This is a genomic window from Pseudomonas sp. KH_021 (assembly GCF_057838865.1).
On record NZ_CM174477.1, the window covers coordinates 4,985,624 to 5,005,910 of the forward strand.

General features: G+C 59.7%; 16 protein-coding genes. All 16 read right to left on the bottom strand.

The window, feature by feature from the left end; genetic code table 11:
* Positions 1-42 precede the first annotated feature (42 nt).
* The gene (gene kdsA, locus AC3IX4_RS23035; RefSeq protein WP_489257663.1) at positions 43-888 is read right to left on the bottom strand and encodes a 3-deoxy-8-phosphooctulonate synthase; all 846 of its coding nucleotides are present in this window, start codon (positions 886-888) and stop codon (positions 43-45) included.
* A 3-nt stretch (positions 889-891) separates the two neighbouring features.
* Complete coding sequence (pyrG, locus tag AC3IX4_RS23040; RefSeq protein ID WP_489257664.1) at positions 892-2,523, bottom strand: CTP synthase; 1,632 nt, start codon at positions 2,521-2,523, stop codon at positions 892-894.
* 275 nt (positions 2,524-2,798) lie between these two features.
* A complete protein-coding gene (tilS, locus tag AC3IX4_RS23045) occupies positions 2,799-4,115 on the bottom strand; it encodes a tRNA lysidine(34) synthetase TilS (RefSeq protein WP_489257665.1) in 1,317 nt (438 codons plus the stop codon).
* A 189-nt stretch (positions 4,116-4,304) separates the two neighbouring features.
* Positions 4,305-5,252, bottom strand: coding sequence for an acetyl-CoA carboxylase carboxyltransferase subunit alpha (locus AC3IX4_RS23050; RefSeq protein ID WP_489257666.1), 948 nt, complete (start codon positions 5,250-5,252; stop codon positions 4,305-4,307).
* Between the two features lie 139 nt (positions 5,253-5,391).
* Positions 5,392-8,913, bottom strand: coding sequence for a DNA polymerase III subunit alpha (dnaE, locus tag AC3IX4_RS23055; protein ID WP_489257667.1), 3,522 nt, complete (start codon positions 8,911-8,913; stop codon positions 5,392-5,394).
* Between the two features lie 71 nt (positions 8,914-8,984).
* Positions 8,985-9,614 (bottom strand): ribonuclease HII, encoded by a 630-nt coding sequence (gene rnhB / locus AC3IX4_RS23060; RefSeq protein ID WP_489257668.1) that lies wholly within the window; start codon positions 9,612-9,614, stop codon positions 8,985-8,987.
* A 6-nt stretch (positions 9,615-9,620) separates the two neighbouring features.
* Complete coding sequence (gene lpxB, locus AC3IX4_RS23065) at positions 9,621-10,751, bottom strand: lipid-A-disaccharide synthase (protein ID WP_489261343.1); 1,131 nt, start codon at positions 10,749-10,751, stop codon at positions 9,621-9,623.
* Positions 10,751-11,527, bottom strand: a complete 777-nt coding sequence (gene lpxA, locus AC3IX4_RS23070) for an acyl-ACP--UDP-N-acetylglucosamine O-acyltransferase (RefSeq protein WP_489257669.1) — start codon at positions 11,525-11,527, stop codon at positions 10,751-10,753. Before lpxA ends, lpxB begins: the two co-directional genes overlap by 1 nt.
* A complete protein-coding gene (gene fabZ / locus AC3IX4_RS23075; protein ID WP_166568883.1) occupies positions 11,524-11,964 on the bottom strand; it encodes a 3-hydroxyacyl-ACP dehydratase FabZ in 441 nt (146 codons plus the stop codon). Before fabZ ends, lpxA begins: the two co-directional genes overlap by 4 nt.
* 113 nt (positions 11,965-12,077) lie before the next feature.
* Positions 12,078-13,133, bottom strand: coding sequence for a UDP-3-O-(3-hydroxymyristoyl)glucosamine N-acyltransferase (gene lpxD / locus AC3IX4_RS23080; protein WP_489257670.1), 1,056 nt, complete (start codon positions 13,131-13,133; stop codon positions 12,078-12,080).
* Positions 13,134-13,135: 2 nt separating this feature from the next.
* Positions 13,136-13,639: an OmpH/Skp family outer membrane protein gene (locus tag AC3IX4_RS23085; protein WP_489257671.1), complete on the bottom strand. Its 504-nt coding sequence runs from the start codon at positions 13,637-13,639 to the stop codon at positions 13,136-13,138.
* Between the two features lie 45 nt (positions 13,640-13,684).
* On the bottom strand, positions 13,685-16,033 hold the full coding sequence (bamA, locus tag AC3IX4_RS23090; protein ID WP_489257672.1) for an outer membrane protein assembly factor BamA: 2,349 nt from the start codon (positions 16,031-16,033) through the stop codon (positions 13,685-13,687).
* Positions 16,034-16,108: 75 nt separating this feature from the next.
* Positions 16,109-17,461, bottom strand: a complete 1,353-nt coding sequence (gene rseP, locus AC3IX4_RS23095) for a sigma E protease regulator RseP (RefSeq protein ID WP_489257673.1) — start codon at positions 17,459-17,461, stop codon at positions 16,109-16,111.
* Between the two features lie 57 nt (positions 17,462-17,518).
* Positions 17,519-18,709 (bottom strand): 1-deoxy-D-xylulose-5-phosphate reductoisomerase, encoded by a 1,191-nt coding sequence (gene ispC / locus AC3IX4_RS23100; RefSeq protein WP_489257674.1) that lies wholly within the window; start codon positions 18,707-18,709, stop codon positions 17,519-17,521.
* Positions 18,706-19,521, bottom strand: a complete 816-nt coding sequence (locus AC3IX4_RS23105) for a phosphatidate cytidylyltransferase (protein ID WP_489257675.1) — start codon at positions 19,519-19,521, stop codon at positions 18,706-18,708. Before AC3IX4_RS23105 ends, ispC begins: the two co-directional genes overlap by 4 nt.
* Positions 19,521-20,276, bottom strand: a complete 756-nt coding sequence (gene uppS / locus AC3IX4_RS23110) for a polyprenyl diphosphate synthase (RefSeq protein ID WP_489257676.1) — start codon at positions 20,274-20,276, stop codon at positions 19,521-19,523. The genes AC3IX4_RS23105 and uppS overlap by 1 nt, the downstream gene beginning before the upstream one ends.
* Between the last annotated feature and the right edge of the window lie 11 nt (positions 20,277-20,287).

Sequence of the window (20,287 nt, forward strand, 5' to 3'; positions counted from 1 at the left end):
CAGAGCGAGAAATCGTGCGGTACTTTACCGGAGATTCGAGGATTACGCGGTTTCTACTGTCGGAAAACTCTTCACCAGGTCATCCAGGGCCTTGAGTTGGCTCAGGAAGGGTTCGAGCTTGTCCAGGCGCAGGGCGCAAGGGCCGTCACACTTGGCGTTGTCCGGGTCCGGGTGCGCCTCGAGGAATAGCCCCGCAAGGCCTTGGCTCAGGCCGGCCTTGGCCAGGTCAGTAACCTGGCCACGGCGACCGCCCGCAGAGTCGGCGCGACCGCCCGGCATCTGCAGGGCATGGGTCACGTCGAAGAAAACCGGGTATTGGAATTGCTTCATGATGCCGAAGCCGAGCATGTCCACCACCAGGTTGTTGTAACCAAAGCTGGAACCACGCTCGCACAGAATCAACTGATCATTACCAGCCTCTTCGCACTTGGTCAGGATATGTTTCATTTCCTGGGGTGCGAGGAATTGCGCCTTCTTGATGTTGATCACAGCACCGGTCTTGGCCATGGCCACCACCAGGTCAGTCTGGCGCGACAAAAATGCCGGCAACTGGATGATGTCACAGACTTCGGCAACCGGCGCTGCCTGGGCAGGCTCATGCACATCGGTGATCAAGGGCACGCCGAAGGTGGCCTTGATCTCCTCGAAAATCCGCAGGCCCTCTTCCAGGCCGGGGCCACGGTAAGAGGTCACGGAGGAACGGTTGGCCTTGTCGAAGCTGGCTTTGAATACATAAGGGATACCAAGCTTTTCGGTAACCCGCACGTACTCTTCGCACACCTTCATGGCCAGGTCCCGCGACTCCAGCACGTTCATGCCGCCGAACAGGACGAACGGCTTGTCGTTGGCGATCTCGATCGCGCCTACACGGATAATCTTCTGTGCCATGGGTCAGGCCTTTTTCTGATGCTGAGTCAGTGCAGCCTTGACGAAACCGCTGAACAACGGGTGACCGTCGCGCGGCGTCGAGGTGAACTCCGGGTGGAACTGGCAGGCGACAAACCATGGATGCTCGTTCGCTTCAACCACTTCGACCAGCGCGCCATCGCCCGAACGGCCAGAAATCTTCAGGCCAGCCTCGACCATTTGCGGCAGCAGGTTGTTGTTCACTTCATAGCGATGACGATGACGCTCGACAATCACATCCTTGGCGTAGCAGTCGTGAACCTTGGTGCCGCTCTGCAGCTGGCATTCCTGTGCACCCAGGCGCATGGTGCCGCCCAGGTCGGAAGCTTCGGTACGGGTTTCGACTGCGCCAGTGGCATCGGCCCACTCGGTGATCAGGCCCACGACCGGGTGACCGCTGGTACGGTCGAACTCGGTGGAGTTGGCGTCTTTCCAGCCCATGACGTTACGCGCGAATTCGATCACGGCAACCTGCATGCCCAGGCAGATACCCAGGTACGGCACCTTGTTCTCGCGAGCATATTGCACGGCGGTGATCTTGCCTTCGACACCGCGCAGACCGAAGCCGCCCGGTACCAGGATGGCGTCGACGCCTTCGAGCAGGCCAGTGCCCTGGTTCTCGATGTCTTCGGAGTCGATGTAGCGCAGGTTGACCTTGGTACGGTTCTGGATGCCCGCGTGGCTCATCGCTTCGATCAGCGATTTGTACGCATCCAGCAGCTCCATGTACTTGCCGACCATCGCGATGGTGACTTCGTGCTCTGGATTGAGCTTGGCATCGACAACCTGCTCCCACTCGGACAGATCAGCGCCGTTGCACTGCAGGCCAAAGCGCTCGACGACGAAGTCATCCAGGCCCTGGGCGTGCAGCACGGCCGGGATCTTGTAGATGGTGTCGACGTCTTCCAGCGAAATCACCGCACGTTCTTCAACGTTGGTGAACAGCGCGATCTTGCGACGCGACGACACGTCGACCGGGTGGTCGGAGCGGCAGATCAGCACGTCAGGCTGCAGGCCGATGGAACGCAGTTCCTTGACCGAGTGCTGGGTAGGCTTGGTTTTGGTTTCGCCTGCGGTGGCGATGTACGGAACCAGCGTCAGATGCATCAGCATCGCGCGCTTGGAGCCGACTTCGACACGCAGTTGGCGGATCGCTTCCAGGAAAGGTTGCGACTCGATATCACCGACAGTACCGCCGATTTCAACCAGGGCCACGTCGGCATCGCCGGCGCCCTTGATGATACGACGCTTGATTTCGTCGGTGATGTGCGGAATCACCTGAATGGTGGCGCCCAGGTAATCACCACGGCGCTCTTTGCGCAGCACGTGCTCGTAGACACGACCAGTGGTGAAGTTGTTGTTCTGGGTCATGGTCGTGCGGATAAACCGCTCGTAGTGGCCCAGGTCCAGGTCGGTTTCGGCGCCGTCGTGGGTGACGAACACTTCACCGTGCTGGAACGGGCTCATGGTGCCCGGGTCGACGTTGATGTACGGGTCCAGCTTGAGCATGGTGACCTTAAGTCCCCGCGCCTCCAGGATGGCCGCCAAAGATGCCGATGCAATGCCTTTCCCCAATGAAGAAACAACACCGCCCGTGACGAAGATGTAGCGCGTCATGAAAAACCCTAGAAGTCTGCGTTAAAGCGGTCAGAGCCGCCGGGGGAAGCGAAGGAAGGCCGAAGCCCCCGATCACCTGCATTTTTTACGGTGCACCTCGAAAAACTGCCGCGTTTTGACAGACCAGGGCAACAGCACCCGGTACGGAACTCGCTACACATTTTCAGAATCGCCCAGCAAAGACTGCGTGGTAACCGGCAGCGACTGTAATTCGGTTGAATCAACAGAAGCTGTATCAAGAAGGGAGCGTAGTCTACCGGAAACCCCCTTTCATCTCAAACCTTGCGCGTTCGTCGTACATCTGTCGGTACCTGCCATTGCAGTTGCAGGCCGCTCGTCGGTGCCTGAGGCAGATTTGCCACGGCGACCAATTGATCATCCTGGTATAACAGCGGCAGCCTTGCGCGAGCGAATGCGGGCAGGCCCCACTCGTTGAGCAGGCGCTTGAGGTCTCGATGCCCACGCCCCGCCAACGCCAGCACCTCACCGCCCCGGCGGTAATCGACACGCAGGCTCGACTGCGGCAGATCGCCGCTCAACCAGAGCGTGCCGTTGCCCGGCAGGGTCAATGGCTGGCCAGGGTCCGGCCAATCGATATCACCCACAGGCTCTGCCAGCCATTCATCGGACAACCACCACAGCCGCCCGGCGGATCGCTGCAACTGGCCATCAGTCAATTGCCAGAGCGCCGTGGCGTCTGCGCCGGCATCGCGCAGGGTGTCCCAGCCGACCCAATGCCGGCTGTCGGGCAAGCGCGTGCGCACGGCCAGCCAATACTGCAGGGCATTGCGCTGGCGTGCTGGCGAAAGCTCGCACAGGGGCGCCAGAGCAAGGGACGACAGCCCCAGCCAATCGAACTCACTGGGCGTGGCAATGCCTTTGAGGTCCTGTTCAGCAAGCTCGTCCAGCAAGCCCTGGGCTTCGGACAGGTGTTCGGCGGCGCGAGCGATCGTGGCACCGGCCTGGGGCCAGCGTCGGGTGATGAGCGGTATCACTTCGTTGCGCAGAAAATTGCGCGAGAAACGGCTGTCGGCATTGGACGGGTCTTCGATCCAGTCCAGGCCGTGAGCCTGGGCGTAGGCCAACAGCTCGCTGCGCGGCCTGTCGATAAAGGGCCGCAACAGATGACCGGCGCCCAGAGGGCGGTGCGTTGGCATCCCCGTCAGCCCCCGCAGACCACTGCCGCGCAAGAGCCGGAACAATAAAGTTTCAGCCTGATCGTCGCGGTGTTGTGCCAGCAATAGCACCTCACCCTTCCCCAGCACCTGACCAAAGGCCGCATAACGCGCGTCTCGCGCTTGCTGCTCAAGGCTGGCGCCGGGCGCGACCTGTATATGAACGATCTGCAGCGGCACACCCAAGCTGTCGCACTGCGACTGGCATTGCGCGGGCCAGGCAGACGCAGCCGTTTGCAGCCCATGATGAACATGGAGCGCCTGCAAGGGTGGGAGTTTTTCGTGGCGAGCCAGGTTGGCGAGCACGTGAAGCAGCACGGTGGAGTCGAGGCCGCCCGAGAGGGCGATGCGCACAACCCGGGCATTGCGCCAAGGGGCCAGGTAGGACAGAAGCCGGAAGGCAAGCGAATCGGACATGAGAGCCACTGCCGTAGTCGACTGTACTGGACTGCACACGGTCTTCACATAAACCGCAGCGCATTCATCGCCGTAGGAGCAGAGCTTGCCGGAATGCCGGACCATCGCGATGGCATCACTGCGGTCGTCTTTAGGATCGCAGCGATGCCATCGCGGGTAAACCCGGCTCCTACAGGACGGGTTGGCGTATCAGAGGCCGTAGCTCATCAGACGCTCGTAGCGACGTGCCAGCAAGGCGTCGTTGTCGAACTTCTTGAGCATTGCCAACTGCTCGCCCAACGCCTGGCGAATGGCCGCCGCAGTCTTGGCCGGGTCACGGTGCGCACCGCCCAGGGGCTCGTTGATGACCTTATCGACAATACCCAGGCCTTTGAGGCGCTCGGCCGTGATACCCATGGCTTCGGCTGCGTCGGAGGCCTTCTCGGCGGTTTTCCACAGAATCGAGGCGCAACCTTCTGGCGAAATCACCGAATAGGTGGAGTATTGCAGCATGTTCAGTTGGTCGCAGACACCAATGGCCAGCGCACCACCCGAACCGCCTTCACCAATCACGGTGGCGATGATCGGGGTTTTCAGGCGTGCCATTACGCGCAGGTTCCAGGCGATCGCCTCGCTCTGGTTGCGCTCTTCGGCATCGATGCCTGGGTAGGCGCCCGGCGTGTCGATAAAGGTCAGGATCGGCATTTTGAAACGTTCGGCCATTTCCATCAGACGGCAAGCCTTACGGTAGCCTTCTGGGCGCGGCATGCCGAAGTTGCGGCGTACCTTTTCGCGAACGTCACGGCCTTTCTGGTGACCGATCACCATCACTGGCTTGTCGTCCAGGCGAGCAACGCCACCCACGATAGCGGCGTCGTCGGAGAAGTGACGATCACCATGCAGCTCATCGAACTCAGCGAAGATATGATCGATGTAGTCCAGGGTGTACGGGCGACGAGGATGACGCGCCAGGCGCGCAATCTGCCAGCTGGTCAGGTTGCCGAAAATGCTTTCAGTCAGCGTGCTGCTCTTGTCTTGCAGACGGGAGATCTCATCGCCGATGTTCAGCGAGTTGTCGTTGCCGACCAGGCGCAGCTCTTCGATCTTGGCTTGCAGGTCAGCAATCGGCTGTTCGAAATCGAGAAAATTCGGGTTCATAGGCATCCGTCTTGGGTCGACGGCCAAGCGGCCGGCCGGTTGATCCGTTTGGCGCCCTACCATAAGGGATCAGGCGCATTCAGGTCGAGTTTAAATCACAGGTCGGGCTCAATCCCGGGCTCGCGGCCCGAGGCTGAACTCAACGATATTGCAAAAAGACGTTCTCACGGCCGAACTGGTCACGCAGAGCTTGAATCAAGCTGTCAGCCGGGTCGATGGACCAACCCTCGCCGAACTGCAAAAGTGCCTTGGCATCGGGGCCGGTGTACTCCATGGTGATCGGGCAGGCGCCGCGATGGCGCTTGCACAAATCGCCCAGCCAGGAGAGCCGATCACCCTTCAAGGCCTGGGCGTGCACCTTCAGGCGCAGGCTCTCGGCCAAGTTGGTGCGCGCATCCTCCATGCTCATCACCCGCTTGACGCGCAGGCGCAAGCCACCGGAAAAATCGTCGTTACTGACCTCCCCTTCCACCACCACCATGGCATCGGTTTGCAGCAATGACTGTGCCGAGTGGAAAGCCTCGGCAAACAGGGAGGCTTCGATCCTTCCTGAGCGATCATCAAGGGTGATGAAGCCCATCTTGTCGCCTTTCTTGTTCTTCATGACCCGTAGCGCAATGATCATGCCCGCCACGGTCTGTGTGTCACGGGCAGGTTTCAGATCAATGATCCGCTGGCGTGCGAAGCGGCGGATCTCACCTTCGTATTCGTCGATTGGGTGACCGGTGAGGTACAAGCCCAGGGTTTCTTTCTCACCGCGCAGGCGCTCCTTGAGCGTCAGCTCCTTGGCCTTGCGGTGATTGGCATAGACATCGGCATCCGACTCGACAAACAGCCCGCCGAACAGGTCCGCATGGCCGCTGTCGTGCGTGCGGGCAGTTTGCTCAGCTGACTTGATCGCCTCTTCCATGGCCGCCAGCAGCACGGCACGGTTCAGGTCGATATTGGCCTGGTAGGCTTTCAATTCGTCATAAAAATACGGCCCCAGGCGGTCCAGAGCGCCGCTGCGCACCAGCGCATCAAGGGTGCGCTTGTTGATCCGCTTGAGGTCCACCCGCTCGCAGAAATCGAACAAATCCTTGAACGGCCCGGCTTCACGCGCCTCGACAATGGCCTCGACCGGCCCCTCGCCGACACCCTTGATCGCCCCCAGGCCGTAGATGATCCGGCCATCTTCGTCCACGGTGAACTTGAACTCAGAGGCATTCACGTCCGGCGCATCCAGACGCAGCTTCATGGTTCGCACTTCTTCGATCAAGGTCACGACCTTGTCGGTGTTGTGCATATCGGCCGACAGTACCGCCGCCATGAAAGGCGCGGGGTAATGGGTCTTCAGCCAAGCGGTCTGGTAGGACACCAGGCCATAGGCGGCGGAGTGGGATTTGTTGAAGCCGTAACCGGCGAATTTTTCCACCAGGTCGAAAATGTTACCGGCAAGGTTCGCGTCGATCCCATTGGACGCACAACCTTCAATGAAACCGCCCCGCTGCTTGGCCATTTCTTCGGGTTTTTTCTTACCCATGGCTCGACGCAGCATGTCCGCACCCCCGAGGGTGTAACCGGCCATCACCTGGGCAATCTGCATCACCTGTTCCTGATACAGGATGATGCCGTAGGTGGGCGCCAGTACCGGCTTGAGGCCGTCGTACTGGTAATCGGGGTGCGGGTAGGCCAGCTCGGCGCGACCGTGCTTACGGTTGATGAAGTCATCCACCATGCCCGACTGCAAAGGCCCCGGACGGAACAGGGCCACCAGTGCGATCAGGTCTTCGAGGCAGTCGGGCTTGAGCTTTTTGATCAGCTCTTTCATGCCGCGCGATTCAAGCTGGAACACCGCCGTGGTTTCAGCTTTCTGCAACAATTGGTAAGTCGGCTTGTCATCCAACGGAATGAACGCGATGTCCAGCGGTGGCTGGTCCACCTTGGCGCGATCGCGATTGATGGTCTTGAGTGCCCAGTCGATGATGGTCAGGGTCCGAAGGCCCAGGAAGTCGAACTTCACCAAGCCCGCGGCCTCGACGTCATCCTTGTCGAACTGGGTAACCAGGCCACCGCCTTCTTCATCGCAGGAAATCGGCGAAAAGTCGGTCAGCTTGGTGGGGGCGATAACCACACCACCGGCGTGCTTGCCGGTACCGCGGGTGACGCCTTCAAGCTTGAGTGCCATGTCCCAGATTTCCTGGGCTTCCTCATCGACCTTGAGAAAGTCGCGCAGGATCTCTTCCTGCTCGTAGGCTTTCGCCAGGGTCATGCCAACTTCGAACGGGATCATCTTCGACAGACGGTCAGCCAGGCCATAGGACTTACCCTGGACCCGCGCCACGTCACGCACGACCGCCTTGGCCGCCATGGAACCGAAGGTGATGATCTGGCTGACGGCGTTGCGGCCATACTTGTCGGCCACGTAGTCGATGACTCGGTCCCGGCCGTCCATGCAGAAGTCGACGTCAAAGTCGGGCATGGAGACCCGTTCCGGGTTCAGGAAACGTTCGAACAGCAGGTCATATTCCAACGGATCAAGGTCGGTGATCTTCTGTACATAGGCTACCAATGAGCCAGCACCCGACCCCCGACCCGGTCCTACCGGCACGCCGTTGCTCTTGGCCCACTGGATAAAGTCCATAACGATCAGGAAGTAACCGGGGAAGCCCATCTGGATGATGATATCCAGCTCAAAGTTGAGCCTGTCCACATAGACTTGACGCTTGGCGTCGTAATCTTCGGTGGTATCGCGCGGCAGCAGGACCTGCAGGCGCTCCTCCAGCCCGTCGAAGGAGACCTTGCGAAAGTACTCATCGATGGTCATGCCATCCGGGATCGGGTAGTCAGGCAAAAAGTGCTTGCCCAACTGGACGTTGATGTTGCAACGCTTGGCAATCTCGACGGTGTTTTCCAGCGCCTCGGGCAGGTCGCTGAACAACTCGGCCATTTCCTCGGCGCTTTTCAGGTATTGCTGGTCGCTGTAGTTTTTCGAGCGGCGCGGGTCATCCAGCGCCCGCCCCTCACCGATGCACACACGGGTTTCGTGGGCTTCGTAATCGGTTTGCTTGATAAAGCGCACATCGTTGGTGGCCACCAGCGGCGCGCCCAGGCGGTCGGCCAGGGCCACGGCGGCGTGCAGGTATTCTTCGTCGTTGGTGCGGTTGGTACGCTGGACTTCGACATAGAAACGGTCGGGGAAGATGGCCATCCATTCGCGCAGCAGTGTTTCAGCTTCAGCCGGGTTGCCCGAGAGCAACGCCATGCCGATGTCGCCCTCCTTGGCCGCGGAAAGGGCAATCAGCCCTTCGCTGGCAGGCGGCACCCAATCGCGCTCGATGATCACCAGGCCATTGCGCTGGCCTTCGATGAAACCGCGGGAAATCAATTCGGTAAGGTTTCGGTAGCCCTTGGCGTTCATGGCCAGCAAGCTGATGCGGCACAGCGGTGCATCGGGGTCTTTGCTCGCCAGCCACAGGTCGGCCCCGCAGATCGGCTTGATACCAGCGCCCATGGCGGTTTTGTAAAACTTGACCAGCGAACACATGTTGCTCTGGTCAGTGACCGCTACGGCGGGCATGCTCATCCCGGCCAGGGCCTTGACCAGCGGCTTGATCCGCACCAGGCCATCGACCAGCGAATATTCGGTGTGCAGGCGTAGATGAACGAAAGAAGCCGACATGGTGATCCTATAGCAACCGAAAAAACGACAAGGCCCGGATTGTACCGGGCCCTGATAAAAACATCAGCCAGTCAGGCCGGTGTGAAGTCTGGATCGAGTGCCAGACGCGCCTCATAGGCGACTCGGACCGGGGCGAAGGAACGCCGATGAATCGCCGTCGGACCCAGCCGCGCCAAGGCTTCCAGGTGCACCGGGGTCGGGTAACCCTTGTGCCCGCCGATACCATAGCCTGGGTAAATCAATTCAAAGGCGGCCATCTCACGATCCCGACTGACCTTGGCCAGAATCGAGGCCGCCGCAATGGCTGGCACCTTGGCGTCGCCCTGGACGACGGGCGCCGAAGGCACTGCCAGTTTAGGACAGCGATTGCCGTCGATCAGCGCCATTTTAGGGGTGATGCGCAGGCCTTCCACCGCTCGCTGCATGGCCAGCATGGTGGCCTGCAGAATATTGAGCTGGTCGATTTCGTGCACCTCGGCCCGCGCAATGCACCAGGACAAGGCTTTCTCGCAGATTTCGTCGTAGAGCTTTTCGCGCTTGGCTTCAGTCAGTTTCTTGGAATCATTGAGCCCCAGAATCGGACGATTGGGGTCCAGTATGACCGCTGCGGTGACCACTGCACCGCACAGCGGGCCGCGGCCCACTTCATCGACCCCGGCCACCAGGTCTTCGACCAGGTCGAAGTCCAACCCCATGCTCATTTGCATTTATTGCTTACCCAACAAGTTCAGAACGGCGTCGGCAGCCTGATTAGAGGCGTCGCGCCGAAGCGTTCGGTGGATCTGATCGAAGCTGTCGGTCTGCTCGGTGCCTGCACCGATCAGCGGCACCACGGTACGAGCCAGGGCATCGGGCGTTGCCGCCTCCTGCAGCAGTTCCGGCACCAACAGGCGCTGGGCCAACAGGTTCGGCAAGGAGACGTACGGGCTTTTGACCATACGCTTGAGAATCCAGTAACTGACGGGCGCCAACCGATAAGCAACCACCATGGGACGCTTGTACAGCAGCGCCTCCAGGGTTGCGGTGCCTGAAGCGATCAACACGGCATCACAGGCTGCCAGGGCCAAATGCGACTGACCGTCGAGCAATGTCAGCGGCAGGTCGCGACCTTGCAGCATTTGCTCAAGTTGCAAGCGGCGCTCCGGGTTGGCGCAAGGCACCACGAACCGCACCTGTGGCAGGCGCTCACGCAGTTGCTGTGCCGCGTCCAGGAACAAGGCGCCCAGGCGCCCGACTTCGCCCCCGCGGCTGCCTGGCATCAACGCCACCACCGGGCCTTCGGGTAAACCGAGTTCAGCGCGGGCAGCAGCGCGATCAGCGTCCAGCGGGATAGTGTCTGCCAGCGGATGGCCGACGAAACGCACCGGCACGCCTTGTTCCTCATAGAAACGCGCTTCAAACGGAAACAGCGTGAGCATCAGGTCGCAACCTTCGCGAATCTTCAGCACGCGCTTCTGGCGCCACGCCCATACGGACGGGCTGACATAGTGCACCGTCTTGATACCGGCCTGACGCAGTTTGAGTTCGATATTCAGGGTGAAATCAGGCGCGTCGATACCGATGAAAACATCAGGCTTCTGATCGATCAGCGTCTGGATCAACTGTTTCCGGCGCTTGAGCAGCTCGCGCAGGCGACCCAATACCTCAACCAGCCCCATGACGGCCAAGCGTTCCATCGGGAAATAAGAGGTCAGGCCCTGGGCCTGCATCAGCGGTCCACCCACGCCGATGAACTGCACGTCAGGGTGACGTTCCTTGAGCGCACGCATCAAACCCGCGCCAAGGATGTCACCGCTGGCCTCACCCGCCACCAGCGCTACACGTAGTGCGCCCATGATCAGCGGGTAATGCCACGGGTAGAAGTCTTGATCGACGTGAGGAACACGTCTACTTCAGGAAACAGACTGGCAGGCTCGGCCAGCTCGACGATGGCCTGCTCCACGGTCAACCCCTGGCGGTACACCACCTTGTAGGCGCGTCGTAGTGCATGGATTGCGTCTTCGCTGAAACCACGACGGCGCATGCCTTCGAAGTTCATGCTGCGCGCTTGGGCCGGGTTGCCAAAGACAGTGACAAAAGCCGGTACGTCCTTGCCAATGGCGGTACCCATGCCGGAAAAACTGTGGGCGCCGATGTGGCAGAACTGATGCACCAGCGTGAAACCGGACAGGATTGCCCAGTCATCGACATGCACATGGCCAGCCAACGCCGTGTTGTTGACCAGGATGCAATGATTGCCGATAACGCTGTCATGGCCAATGTGGGCATAGGCCATGATCAGGTTGTGATCACCCAGGGTTGTTTCCGATCGATCCTGAACCGTACCGCGGTGGATGGTCACGCCTTCACGGATGATGTTGTGGTCACCGATCACCAGGCGTGTTTCTTCACCCTTGTACTTGAGGTCCGGCGTGTCTTCACCCACCGAGGAAAACTGGTAGATGCGATTGTGCTTGCCGATGCGGGTTGACCCCTTGAGCACCACGTGCGGCCCAATCACGGTCCCCTCGCCGATTTCCACACCAGCGCCGACGATCGACCAAGGGCCGACTTCGACACCCGGGGCCAGGATGGCCGTCGGGTCGATGATTGCGCGAGGGTCAATCAAACTCATAGTTTGCGTTCCGCACAGATGATTTCAGCGGAGCATACCGGTTTGCCATCGACCGAAGCCTGGCAATCGAACTTCCAGATCTGGCGCTTGCAGCTAATGAACTTGGCTTCAAGAATCAGTTGGTCGCCGGGCAGGACTGGCTGGCGGAAGCGCAGCTTATCCGAACCCACGAAATAGTAGAGCGTACCGTCGGCGGGCTTCACGTCGAGCATCTTGAAGCCCAGGATACCGGCCGCCTGGGCCATGGCTTCAATGATCAGAACGCCTGGCATGATCGGGTGAGCAGGAAAGTGGCCGTTGAAAAACGGTTCATTGATGCTGACATTCTTATAGGCACGAATGCGCTGAGCCTCGACATCGAGCTCCACTACCCGGTCCACCAACAGGAACGGGTAACGGTGAGGCAGGTATTCGCGAATTTCGTTGATGTCCATCATTTCGAGGGGAAGCCTGTAGTCAATATAAGGAGCGCGCGACTGACACGCAGCACTCCTGTAAGCAAATCAAGGAGGCAGTCTAGCGGCTGTGCACACTTGATGTGGAAATGGTTTCAGCTTTCTGATGAAGGCTGGCCGCTTGAGGTCACTGCTTCGACACGCTTTTCTAGTTGCTGCAGGCGTTTCGACATATCATCGAGCTGGCGAATTCTCGCTGCGCTCTTGCGCCATTCTGCAGCTGGCTGCATCGCTGTACCCGACGAATAAGCGCCTGGCTCAGTGATTGAACGGGTCACCATGGTCATGCCGGTCACAAAAACGCCATCACATACATCAATGTGGCCGACCATTCCAACGCCGCCCGCAATGGTGCAATGCTTGCCGATTTTGGTGCTGCCGGAAATCCCGACACAGGCCGCCATCGCCGTGTGGTCACCCACTTGAACGTTGTGGGCAATCTGAATCTGGTTGTCGAGCTTCACGCCGTTACCGATGCGAGTATCCGCCAACGCGCCGCGATCGATCGCTGTGTTGACGCCGATTTCGACATCATCACCAATACTGACACCGCCAATCTGGGCAATCTTCTGCCAGACGCCTTTTTCGTTGGCAAAGCCGAAGCCTTCGCCACCGAGCACTGCGCCCGACTGGATGACCACCCGTTTACCGATACGGACATCGTGGTACAGGGTGACTCGCGGAGCCAACCACCCGCCCTCGCCTACCTGGCAACGAGCCCCGATGAAGCAATGGGCGCCGATTGTAACGCTCGCACCAATGCTCGCACCGCTTTCGATGACCGCAAATGCACCGACACTCGCGCTCGGATCAACCTGGGCATCCGCAGCCACGACAGCGGTCGGATGAACCCCGGCCGCAGCCTTGGGTTTAGGGTCGAACAGATGGGAAATGCGTGCATACGCAAGATACGGGTCGGGCACGATCAACGCGTCGCCGGCAAACCCTTCGGCATCGGCAGCCTTGAGCAATACCGCAGCCGCCTTGGTTTCAACCAGGTATTTGCGGTACTGAGGGTTGGCCAAAAAGGTCAACTGACCAGGGCCAGCCTCCTGCAAGGTGGCCAGTCCAGTGATTTCCTTCTCCTCAACGCCACGTACGGTAGCCCCGAGGAACTCAGCCAGTTGGCCAAGCTTCATGGTCACGGTCATGATCAACGCGCTTGGTTCATGCGCTCGATGACTTGGCGAGTGATGTCGTACTGAGGTTTGACATCAATCACGGCACCGCGCTCGAAGACCAGGTCGAAACCGCCTTTCTTGATGACTTCTTCAACAGCGCCATCCAGCTTAGGCTTGAGTTGCTTGAGCATTTCGCGGTCAGCAACGGCCTTGGCTTCGTTCAGTTCCTTGGACTGGAACTGGAAATCACGGGCCTTTTGCTTGAATTCAAGCTCCAGACGCTCGCGCTCGCCTTGCTGCATTTTGTCGCCACCACTGACCAGACGGTCCTGGATGCCCTTGGCGCTGCTTTCCAGGCTCTTGAGCTTGGTCAGTTGCGGGCCGAATTTTTTCTCCGCATCGACGGCGTATTTCTTGGCCGCGTCGGATTCGAGCAGTGCCATCTGATAGTTCAGAACAGCAATTTTCATCTCGGCGAGAGCCGGGGTTGCGATCAGGGCCGTAGCCAGGATAGCCAGTTGAGTCAACTTACGCACGATGCCACTCCTACAGAATCCGATGTCGTTAGCTTGGGGCAGACCTTAGAAGGTCTGACCGAGGGAGAATTGGAACACTTGGGTTTCGGCGTCGTCTGGCTTCTTGACCGGCATCGCCAGGCTGAAGCTCAGCGGGCCCAATGCAGTGATCCAGGTCACGCCCACACCCACGGAACTGGCAAGCCCGGACAGACCGACTTTTTCGCAGTCAGGCTTGGAGCCGCAGTTGGTGTCGAACACGTTACCCACATCCCAGAACAACGAGGTCCGCAGGGACCGCTGGTCCTTGACGAATGGCAGCGGGAACAGGATTTCCGCACCACCCTGGACCAGCACGTTACCACCGAACGGCAGCGGATCCTGATCCGGGTCGATCGCTGTGCCCGGGTTAATACCCTGGCTTGGCGTACTGCGCGGACCCAAGGTGCTGTCCTTGAAACCACGTACCGAGTTGAAACCGCCGGCAAAGTAGTTTTCGTAGAACGGCAGACCCGAGGTCGAACCGTAACCATCACCGTAGCCCAGCTCGGTGTGGAAGCGCATGGTGTACTTGTCATTGATCGGCTGGAACAGCTGGGCGCGGTAGTCGAGCTTGAAGAACGACAGGTCGCTGCCCGGCGTCGTGGTTTCCAGCACCAGGCTTTGAGAGTGACCGCGGGTCGCCAGTACGCCTTTGTTCAGGGTCGATTCCGACCAACCGGCCGAGGCCTTGAAGTTGAGGTACTTGTTGCCTTCCTGATTGATGAAATCAAAGATCTCGTCAACGGTGTACAGACCCGTGTTGATTTCGTCCTGCTGCACGCTCAGGCCAAAGGTAAGGCGCGAAGTCTCGCTGATCGGATAACCCAGGTTAACGCCTGCACCGAGGCTGTCCACGGCATAGCTGGCAACGTCGACATCGAGTTCGTCGTAGTCGGTTGTCCGGTAGAAGGCGTTGTAGCCCAGGCTTACGCCGTCTGCAGTGAAGTAGGGGTCCACAAAGCCGAAGTTGTAGCGGCTCTGGTATTCGCTGCGGGTCAGGCCGATGGAGACCTTGTTACCGGTACCCAGGAAGTTGTTCTGGCTGATCGAGCCACCCAGGATCAGACCGGCGCTCTGGGCAAAACCGACGCTGGCGGTGATGGAACCGGAAGCCTGTTCTTCTACGCTGTAGTTCACGTCGACCTGGTCGTCAGTACCCGGCACAGCCGGCGTCTCGACGTTGACTTCCTTGAAGAAGCCCAGGCGCTCCAGACGGGTCTTGGACTGGTCGATCAGGTAGGTAGAAGCCCAACCGCCTTCCATCTGGCGCATTTCGCGACGCAGGACTTCGTCTTCGGTCTTGGTGTTGCCACGGAAGTTGATGCGGTTGACGTAGGCACGCTTGCCAGGGTCGACCACAAAGGTGATATCGACGGTGTGATCGTCATCGTGAGGCTGTGGCACGCCGTTGACGTTGGCGAAGGTATAGCCTTCGTTACCCAGGCGACGGGTGATCAGCTCGGAAGTGGTGGTCATGACCTTGCGCGAGAACACCTGGCCTTGCTTGACCAGCAGCAGCGCCTTGACCTGGTCTTCCGGCACTTTCAGGTCACCGGACAGTTTCACGTCACGAACGGTGTACTTCTCCCCTTCGTTGACGTTGACGGTGATGTAGACGTTTTTCTTGTCCGGGGTAATCGATACCTGGGTCGAGGCGATATCCATATTGATATAGCCGCGATCGAGGTAGTAGGAACGCAGACGCTCCAAGTCGCCAGCGAGTTTCTCGCGGGCGTACTTGTCATCGTTCTTGAAGAAGGACAGCCAGTTGGTGGTCTTGAGCTCGAAGAGGTCGATCAGGTCTTCGTCCGGGAATACCGAGTTACCCACCACGTTGATGTGCTGGATGGCGGCGACGGTGCCTTCGTTTATCTTGATTTTCAAGGCCACGCGGTTGCGCGGTTGCGGTACGACTTCGGCATCGACCGAGGCGGAGTAGCGGCCTTGGGCCACATACTGGCGCTGCAGTTCGTTACGAACGCCTTCGAGGGTTGCCCGCTGGAAGATTTCACCTTCGGCCAGGCCCGACTGTTTCAGGCCCTTCATCAGGTCTTCAGTGGAGATCGCCTTGTTGCCCTCGATCTCGATACTGGAAACCGAAGGACGCTCGACCACGGTGATGACCAGGACATTACCTTCACGGCCCAGCTGGATATCCTGGAAGAAACCGGTCTTGAACAGCGAGCGCGTGGAGTCCACCAGACGGCTATCGTCTACCTTGTCACCCACGTTCAGCGGCAAGGCACCGAACACGCTGCCGGCCGAAACCCGTTGCAGCCCGTTGATGCGGATATCGGAGATAGTGAAGGACTCGGCGTGAACTTCAGCGATCATCATTACGGCGAGAACCGCAGTTAGCAACAGACGTTTCATGAAGTCCTTTCTTATTCCAACTGGCAATAGACAAACTGCCGCCAAAGGGCGGCAGGTTCGCAATTGAGCGAAGCGTTACAGTCGACCCAAATCGTTTATCAGGGCAAGCAGCATGACCCCGACTACCAAACTGATACCGATCTGGACCCCCCAACCTTGCACCCGATCGGATAACGGACGACCACGCGCCCATTCAATCAGGTAGAACAGCAAATGCCCCCCATCCAGCACAGGGATGGGCAGCAAATTAAGAACCCCCAGGCTAATGCTCAGGTAGGCAAGGAAATTCAGAAAATCCCCTACACCGGACTGGGCCGAAGCGCCCGCCACTTTAGCAATGGTTATCGGTCCGCTCAAGTTTTTTACCGAGAGCTCACCGAACAACATTTTCTTCAGTGATTCCAAGGTCAGGACGCTCATCGTCCAGGTCCGTTGAACCCCTTCAACCACGGCATCCAGAGGGCCGTAGCGAACTTCGCGCAGCATCGCTGCTGGCCACTCGACAGCTTTGACGCCTGCCCCCAGATAACCGCCCTTGGCCTTACCTTCACCACGGCTGGCGAGCACCACCTGAACATCGAGCTGCGCACCATCACGCTCTATACGCAAGACCACCTGGGCGCCCGGGCGCTTGCGCACCGAATCGACCACCTGCTGCCAATCGGACAGCGGCTGGCCATCAAGGCTCAGCAACCGGTCACCGGACTTGAGGCCGGCTGCCTGGGCAGGCCCCTTGGGGTCCAGCTCGGCCAACACTGGCTCCAGCGCCGGACGCCACGGGCGAATGCCCAGTGAAGAAATCGGGTCAGGCTCATCTTCACCCTTGAGCCAATTGTTCAGGACCAGCGAGCGAGTCTGTTCGGCAGTCGAGCCCTGCTCACGGACAGACACTTGCAGGGTGCCACTTTCACCCAGGCGGCTGACCAGTTGCAAATTGACCGCAGCCCAACCGGTGGTCGGTTCGCCATCGATGGCAACAATTTCCTGCCCTTCGTGCAAACCGGCAACCGCGGCGATACTGCCGCTTTCGATGGCACCGATGACGGGACGTATTTGCTGGCTGCCAAGCATGGCCAGCACCCAGAAAAACAGGATGGCGAGCAAGAAGTTGGCAATAGGGCCGGCCGCCACGATAGCAATACGCTGGCGTACCGACTTGCGATTGAACGTTTGATCCAGCTGATCGGCAGGCACTTCGCCTTCACGCTCGTCGAGCATTTTGACGTAGCCGCCCAGCGGAATGGCCGCGACCACGAACTCCGTCCCCTGGCGATCATGCCAGCGCAACAGCGGCGTGCCGAAGCCAACCGAGAAGCGCAGCACCTTGACGCCACAACGCCGCGCCACCCAGAAGTGGCCGAATTCGTGGAAGGTAACCAGCACACCCAATGCCACCAGGGTGCCGATAATCATGTAAAGCGCACTCATTGCTTTCTCCGAATGACGTTCACAGGTTTCGGCCCTCCAAGCCTGCGTGCTTGCCCATCAGCGACCGTGACGACTCAACCATTGCCCAGCCAGCTCACGCGCCCGGGTATCGACGGCAAAAACGGCTTCAAGTTCATTGACCGCCACGACCGCTTCGCTGTCCAGCACTTGTTCGATGATACTCGCGATCTCCGGGTAACGGATGCGCCGATCCAGAAATGCCGCCACCGCCACCTCGTTAGCCGCGTTGAGCATCGCCGGCGCACTGTTGCCCGCCTCGGCAGCCTGACGCGCAAGACGCAGACACGGGAAGCGTTGCTCGTCAGGCGCCTGGAAGTCCAGACGAGCCACGGCAAACAAGTCCAGTGGCGCTACACCGGAGTCAATCCGCTCAGGCCACGACAAGGCATGCGCGATAGGCGTACGCATGTCTGGATTACCCAATTGCGCCAACACCGAACCATCCACGTAGTCGACCAGCGAATGGATCACGCTTTGTGGGTGTACGACAACCTCGACCTGCTGCGGCCGCGCATCGAACAACCAGCAAGCCTCGATCAGTTCCAGGCCTTTGTTCATCATGCTGGCCGAATCGACCGAAATCTTGCGCCCCATCGACCAATTAGGGTGCGCGCAGGCTTGCTCGGGCGTGACCGCGTCCAGCTCATTGAGCGGTGTTTCGCGAAACGGCCCACCCGAGGCGGTCAACAGAATTCGACGAACACCAACAGCCCCCAGGCCTTGGGAGAAATTACCCGGCAGGCACTGAAAAATAGCGTTGTGTTCGCTGTCGATGGGCAGCAGCACAGCACCACTGCGGTGCACGGCATCCATGAACAAGGCGCCGGACATGACCAACGCTTCCTTGTTGGCCAGCAGGACTTTCTTGCCTGCTTCAACGGCCGCCAGGGTGGGCTTCAGGCCAGCCGCACCGACAATCGCCGCCATGACCACATCAACCTGCGTGGCCGAGGCGACCTGACACAAGCCCTCCTCCCCCACCAGGACTTCGGTTGCAAGCCCCGCGGCCTTCAACCGCGCCTGTAACTCAAGGGCAGCGCCAGCTTGCGGCACGACGGCGTACGCCGGCCTGTGCTGTACGCACAGCGCGAAGAGCTCGCTCAAGCGCGAATAGCCACTCAGCGCAAAGACCTGGTAGCGATCAGGGTGGCGCGCAATGACGTCCAGCGTACTCAGGCCGATGGAGCCGGTGGCGCCCAGCACGGTAATCCGTTGCACAGTGTTCACAGCACGCCCCAGTTGGCAGCCCAGAGCACCACGGCAAAAACAGGAATGGCAGCGGTCAGGCTGTCAATGCGGTCCAACACTCCACCATGGCCCGGCAGCAGGTTACTGCTGTCCTTGATGCCGGCGCGACGCTTGAACATGCTTTCGGTCAAATCGCCCACCACCGAGACCAGCACCACCAAGGAGGCACCGAATAGGCCCTGGATCAATTCACCTGCGCTCCAGTCGCGCTGCACGGCGACGACCGCCGTAATGACCAGACTGAGCAGCAGGCCGCCATAGAGACCTTCGCGACTCTTGCCCGGGCTCACTTCCGGGGCCAACTTGCGCTTGCCGAAAGCCTTGCCAGAGAAGTAGGCACCAATATCCGCCCCCCACACCAGCACCATGACCGCCATGATCAGCCAGTTACCCAGTGGCCACTGCTTGATCAACACCAGCCCTTGCCAGGCGGGTAGCAGCACCAGCAGGCCGATCAACAACTTGCAGGCGACGCTGGACCAAAGATCTCCCGTACGCGGGTAAGTCGCAACCAGCCAGGTTGCCAACGCCCACCAGAGCACCGACGCACCCAGTACCCAGGGCGCCATTTCCGGCAGCAGGTACAGCAGAAACAGCAGGCCAGCGACGATGGCGGCATAGGCGATGCGCAAGGGTTGCGCTTCGAAGCCTGCCAGGCGCGCCCATTCCCAGGCGCCCAAGGTCACCACCAGACCGATAAAAAGGGAAAAGCCGGCGCCTGAAAGCAGGAAGAACCCGCCCAGAGCAACCGGCAGCAGAATCAGCGCAGTGATGATTCGTTGTTTAAGCATTAAGCGCGGGCTCCAGCTTCGACCTGCTCGCTCGTTTTACCAAAGCGACGCTGGCGCGAAGCAAAATCGGCCAGCGCCTTGCGCATGGCCTCGTGTTTGAAGTCCGGCCAGAACAGGTCGGAAAAATACAGCTCTGCATACGCCAGCTGCCAAAGCAGGAAATTGCTGATGCGATGATCTCCGCCCGTGCGAATGCAAAGATCGGGCAGCGGCTGATCGCCGGTGACCAAACAGGTCTGCAGCAGGTCAGGCGTGATGTCTTCCGGGCGCAGGTGCCCCGCCTGGACTTCGCGAGCCAGGCGCTGCGCAGCCTGGGCGATATCCCACTGGCCACCGTAGTTGGCGGCGACCTGAAGGATGAAGCGCCCTTCACCCGCGGTCATGGCCTCTGCTTCACGCATCGCCGTCTGCAGCTCAGGATGGAAACGCGAACGGTCGCCGATGATGCGCAAGCTGATGTTATTTTCATTCAAGCGCCGGGCTTCACGCCGCAACGCCGAGAAAAACAACTCCATCAGTGCACCAACTTCATCGGCCGGGCGCTGCCAGTTTTCACTCGAGAAGGCGAACAGCGTCAAGACTTCAACGCCCGACTTCACGCACACCTCGATTACCGCGCGCACCGCGTCCACGCCGGCCTTATGGCCAGCCACGCCGGGCAAAAATCGCTTCTTCGCCCAGCGATTGTTCCCGTCCATGATGATCGCGACATGGCGCGGTACCGCGTCAGCCGCGGCCTGTTTGGTCTTATCCATGAATAAACTAT

Bases quoted from the DNA above. Each gene is read 5' to 3' on its own strand.
- dnaE (WP_489257667.1), bottom strand. From the start codon at position 8,913: ATGTCGGCTTCTTTCGTTCATCTACGCCTGCACACCGAATATTCGCTG.
- uppS (WP_489257676.1), bottom strand. From the start codon at position 20,276: ATGGATAAGACCAAACAGGCCGCGGCTGACGCGGTACCGCGCCATGTC.
- kdsA (WP_489257663.1), bottom strand. From the start codon at position 888: ATGGCACAGAAGATTATCCGTGTAGGCGCGATCGAGATCGCCAACGAC.
- lpxA (WP_489257669.1), bottom strand. From the start codon at position 11,527: ATGAGTTTGATTGACCCTCGCGCAATCATCGACCCGACGGCCATCCTG.
- lpxD (WP_489257670.1), bottom strand. From the start codon at position 13,133: ATGACCGTGACCATGAAGCTTGGCCAACTGGCTGAGTTCCTCGGGGCT.
- fabZ (WP_166568883.1), bottom strand. From the start codon at position 11,964: ATGATGGACATCAACGAAATTCGCGAATACCTGCCTCACCGTTACCCG.
- rseP (WP_489257673.1), bottom strand. From the start codon at position 17,461: ATGAGTGCGCTTTACATGATTATCGGCACCCTGGTGGCATTGGGTGTG.
- bamA (WP_489257672.1), bottom strand. From the start codon at position 16,033: ATGAAACGTCTGTTGCTAACTGCGGTTCTCGCCGTAATGATGATCGCT.
- pyrG (WP_489257664.1), bottom strand. From the start codon at position 2,523: ATGACGCGCTACATCTTCGTCACGGGCGGTGTTGTTTCTTCATTGGGG.
- rnhB (WP_489257668.1), bottom strand. From the start codon at position 9,614: ATGAGCATGGGGTTGGACTTCGACCTGGTCGAAGACCTGGTGGCCGGG.
- AC3IX4_RS23105 (WP_489257675.1), bottom strand. From the start codon at position 19,521: ATGCTTAAACAACGAATCATCACTGCGCTGATTCTGCTGCCGGTTGCT.
- AC3IX4_RS23050 (WP_489257666.1), bottom strand. From the start codon at position 5,252: ATGAACCCGAATTTTCTCGATTTCGAACAGCCGATTGCTGACCTGCAA.
- tilS (WP_489257665.1), bottom strand. From the start codon at position 4,115: ATGTCCGATTCGCTTGCCTTCCGGCTTCTGTCCTACCTGGCCCCTTGG.